Source organism: Kitasatospora sp. NPDC056800 (assembly GCF_042789775.1).
Taxonomy (GTDB): domain Bacteria; phylum Actinomycetota; class Actinomycetes; order Streptomycetales; family Streptomycetaceae; genus Kitasatospora.
On the sequence record NZ_JBHUAL010000356.1, the window covers coordinates 1 to 4,003 of the forward strand.

5 protein-coding genes are annotated in these 4,003 nt (G+C 72.2%); 2 read left to right on the top strand and 3 right to left on the bottom strand.

What is annotated here, in order from left to right:
- Positions 1-52: 52 nt before the first annotated feature.
- Together ACFRQN_RS40060 and ACFRQN_RS40065 are read right to left on the bottom strand one after the other, a co-directional pair.
- On the bottom strand, positions 53-406 hold the full coding sequence (locus tag ACFRQN_RS40060; RefSeq protein ID WP_049650880.1) for a VOC family protein: 354 nt from the start codon (positions 404-406) through the stop codon (positions 53-55).
- A gap of 145 nt (positions 407-551) precedes the next feature.
- Entirely contained in the window at positions 552-1,280 is a 729-nt protein-coding gene (locus ACFRQN_RS40065; protein ID WP_380745582.1) for an HAD family hydrolase, read from the bottom strand.
- A gap of 685 nt (positions 1,281-1,965) precedes the next feature.
- Here ACFRQN_RS40065 and ACFRQN_RS40070 point away from each other — a divergent pair.
- Both ACFRQN_RS40070 and ACFRQN_RS40075 read left to right on the top strand, forming a co-directional pair.
- Complete coding sequence (locus ACFRQN_RS40070; RefSeq protein ID WP_310593047.1) at positions 1,966-2,562, top strand: DUF5919 domain-containing protein; 597 nt, start codon at positions 1,966-1,968, stop codon at positions 2,560-2,562.
- Between the two features lie 53 nt (positions 2,563-2,615).
- A complete protein-coding gene (locus tag ACFRQN_RS40075; RefSeq protein ID WP_380745585.1) occupies positions 2,616-3,107 on the top strand; it encodes an NUDIX hydrolase in 492 nt (163 codons plus the stop codon).
- 58 nt (positions 3,108-3,165) lie between these two features.
- On the opposite strand, the gene ACFRQN_RS40080 is transcribed toward ACFRQN_RS40075, so the two are convergent.
- Entirely contained in the window at positions 3,166-3,744 is a 579-nt protein-coding gene (locus ACFRQN_RS40080; protein ID WP_380745587.1) for a ketosteroid isomerase family protein, read from the bottom strand.
- Between the last annotated feature and the right edge of the window lie 259 nt (positions 3,745-4,003).

The window sequence follows — 4,003 nt, forward strand, 5'->3', positions numbered from 1 at the left end:
GCCCGGCGCGGACTCCCGCGCCGGGCCGGAGGCGTGTCCGCGGGCGGCGCGGTCAGGCGGGCTGCCAGAGCTCGATGCGGTTGCCCTCGGGGTCGGTGACCCAGCCGAACCGGCCGACCCCGTCCATCTCCTGCGTCTCCCCGGCCACGTCGGCCCCCTTGGCGCGCAGCTGGGCGAGCATCGCCTCCAGGTCGCGGACGCGGAAGTTGAGCATGGTCTGCTGGCCGCGGGGCCCGAAGTAGTCGGTCCCGGACTCGAAGGTCGCGAACACCGTCGGCCCGGCCTCCTGCTGCCACAGGCCGTGCTCGTCGGCGTCCAGCCCCAGGCAGTCGCGGTACCAGGCGCCCAGCGCCGCCGGGTCGGCGGCCCGCAGGAAGTATCCGCCGATGCCGAGCACTCGTTCCATGCCGTCATCCTGCCAGGCCGTCGGCCGCCACCCCGATCACCTCCAAGGAGGCGCCCACAACCGGGTGAAGCGGCGGCGAGCGTGAACCGTCCCGGGGTGGGTTCGGGCCTTCACCCGTGAAGGCCCGAACCCACGATCGAGGGCGTCATACAGCACGATCCGGTTCGCGGAACGGTTGAGGATCCACAGCACGCGATGCCCACGTGGCGCCCCGGCTCCCCCCGGACACATACGCGCCGAATACAGAGGTATCGAGATCCTCGAGGGACTCCAGTACCAGCGTGGCAATCGCGAAGCGAGGATCGCGGCGATCAGCGGCCTCGGGAACGGCGACGACCGTCATCTGGGCTGACACGCCGGCGAGGACGCCGTTGAGCGAGTCCTCGATCACGACGCATTCGTCGGGTGACGCGCCGAGGGCGGCGGCTGCGCGGAGATAGGCACCCGGGTGGGGCTTGCCGTGTTCGTCGTCTTCGGCCGAGAACACGGCATCGAAGGATCGGTCAAGGCCGGTGCTCGCGAGCGCATGCCGAATCACCGACTCCGGCGAAGACGACACGACGGCCATCGCCCTCGATGCACGCGCGCACGCCGCGACGGCGTGTTCGGCGCCGGGTTTCAGCGCCACTCCCTCCAACCTGCGGCACACGGCGGCCACGATCTGCCGCTCGACGTCGTCGGGGTCGGCCTGAATCGTGGCCCGATCGAACCAGTAGGCCACCATGTCCCGTTGCCGCAGCCCGCGCGTCGCCGCCTGCATCTCCGTTGTGAGGTGCAGGCCAAGCGGACCGAACACGTCACGCTTTGCCGCGTCCCAGACCGGCTCGGAGTCGATCAAGAGGCCGTCCAGGTCGAACAGGACAATCGGTTGCATCGGTTGCTCTTTCGTTGGCGATCACGCGAGGACGAGACGAATCGCTGCCCCGCCATGCGTGAGCGGATGGTGCCGTGGCCGATGACGAGGCCCATGAGCCGCCGGCCGGCCCGGCGGCGAGCGTGAACCGTCCCGGGGCGGGCTCGTCGGCCCGGCCCCGGTCGGGCGGCCGCTTCATCCTCGATCGAACTCCTTCCACACTAGCCGGAACCGGCTCCAGTCCGAGTACGGAAGTTGATCTTCTGACAGGACATCACCGGCTTCCCGCCGGATGCTTGCCCGGTGAGCGTGGCGAGGACGCGCTGGCGGTGGGGAGCGAGCGCGTCCGTGGAAAGCGCGGGACGCCACACCGGGACGATCGAGCCCGATCGCGCGGGCCCTCGGTAGGGAGACTCCTGCGGGACCGTTCGTCGCGGGCACCGGCCCGGAGGAATCACCGGCTTCCGGGCCGGCTTCACCTGCCTGTCCGGGCCGTCTCCGCTTCGGCGGGCTCAGCGAGTACCCGGTCCGCCGCCTCCCGAAGCCCCTCCACGCGCTCGCGCGCGGCCGGCTCCCGCTCCTCCAGGAGACCCACCAACGGCTTCTTACGCCTGGGACAGTGGAACGCCGGCTCTCCGATGCGGCGCTGGTGCCGCATCAGCGGAACCGTATCGATGTCTGCGCGGCTTCAGGGGTTGATGAACGAGTGATCTGGCCCAACAGCGTCCGGGCGAACGTCAAGACCGGGCACGACCGGGAGGTGTTCGCCGTCTATCCGCACCGGTCGGCCTGCCCTCAGTCGGTCTGGGCGCAGCTGATCGCCGAGGCGCGGTCCGAGGTCTTCCTCGCCGGGTACACCAACTACTTCGTCTGGCTGGAGCAGCCCGCCCTCCTCCAGACCCTGCGGCGCAAGGCCGAGAGCGGCTGCCGCATCCGCTTCCTCCTCGGCGATCCCGAGTCCGGGACGACGCGCCGGCGCGAGCAGATCGAGGACGTGGCCCTCACCGTGTCCACCCGGATCCGGGTCACGCTGGAGCACCTGGCCAAGCTCTCCGGCAGCCAGGGCGTCGAGGCGCGCTTCAGCTCCCCGGAGGACGGCCCGAACCACATCGGCCTGTCCGTCTTCCGCTTCGACGAACACGCCCTGGTCACCCCGCACCTGGCCCGCACCGTCGGCCACGACTCCCCGCTGATGCACCTGCGGCGCAGCGAGGAGAACGGCATGTTCGACCGCTTCGCCGAGCACATCGAGGAACTCTGGTCCCGGGGCAACACCATCCCCACCGACCCGGCCCGCGCATAGGAAGTCGGCCCCGCCGACTTCCTGCTCCACCGCTCAACCAGGAGGGCACCACCATGAACAGCGGCGGCCGGAACGGCTGCGGGGACGGCGCCGCCGATTCCTCCCCCGCAGCGCTCCACTCCGTGTCCGTCGCGGGAGTGGTCGTCCGCGAGGACGGGCGCGTGCTGGCGATCCGGCGGGCCGACAACGGCACCTGGGAGCCGCCGGGCGGCGTCCTCGAGCTCGCCGAGACCGTCGAGGACGGCCTGTGCCGCGAGATCCGAGAGGAGACCGGCATCGAGGTCGGCGTCGACCAACTCACGGGCGTCTACAAGAACATGGTCCGTGGCGTCGTCGCCCTGGTCTTCCGCTGCCACCCCACCGGCGGCGCCGAACGGCTCTCCTCCGAGTCCACCGCCATCGCCTGGCTGGCCCCCGACGAGGTCGCCGACCGCATGGCCGAGGTCTACGCCGTCCGCGTCCTAGACGCCCTGCACCCCGGCCCCGCCCGCGTCCGCTCCCACGACGGCCGGCACCTCACAGCCGCCCCCGAACGCCTCGCGTGAGAAGTCGGCCCCGCCGACTTCCCGCTCCGCCGTCCATGGCCAGAGCCCGCGCGCGCCCTTACGGACCCCTCTCGGCAGTCCGGTCGCCGACGGCGTCCCCGGCCTCGCGCCCGTGCACGACTCCAAGCCACCCCTCCGGCCGGGCCCTCCCCGCTCCTGTGCGGGGCCGGGGCCCGGTTCGATTCGCGGGAGGCGGGTCTTCTCCCCCACGGGCTCCAACTGCGGGCGGTCCGCCCGCAGTCGCGGCGTGACGGCCGGGGGCAGCGGGCGGCAGCGGCCGTCCGCGCCCAGGTGCGGCTCGGCTCCAGAGCCACCTCCGCCAGGCGGGCGAGAAAGCCAGCCGGAAGACGTGGCGGCTGAGGGAGAGGTGGTTGCCGGTGAGCGTCTGCACGAAGGTCTCGGTGAAGTCGACGGCCGAGTCGTCGAATCCGAGCTTGCCGACGACAACGGTGAGCACGCCCCCGTCGGACAGCCGCTGGCTGTCGACGTTGCTCAGGTCCCGAAGCTTCGCCTCGATGGCCTGTCGTCCCTGGACCTGCTGGCCTTCGAAGGTGAGCAGCGCGTCCTCCGCGTAGAACCCCCGCCACGCCTGCGCGGGACTCGCCGCCCTCGTCGAAGTGGGCGCAGTAGCCCTCATGGCGGGCGAGCTCACAGGGAGGTCGTCGTCAGAGTGCGGTTTCAGCCGTTCCGGCACTGCTTGTTGGCTCTCGGAGGTCGGACCGCCCCGGGAGCGTCCGAGCCGTCCCTCGGGGCGATGCTGCCGGGGGTGGGGGGGGGGGGCCGGCGGCCCCGGGGGCGCCGCCCGCCCCCCCCCCCCGCGCCCGGGGGGGGGTACGTGGGGTCGGTGTGGGCCCTCCCGCCCCCCCCCACGGCCGTGCCCCCGGGGAGCATCCTGC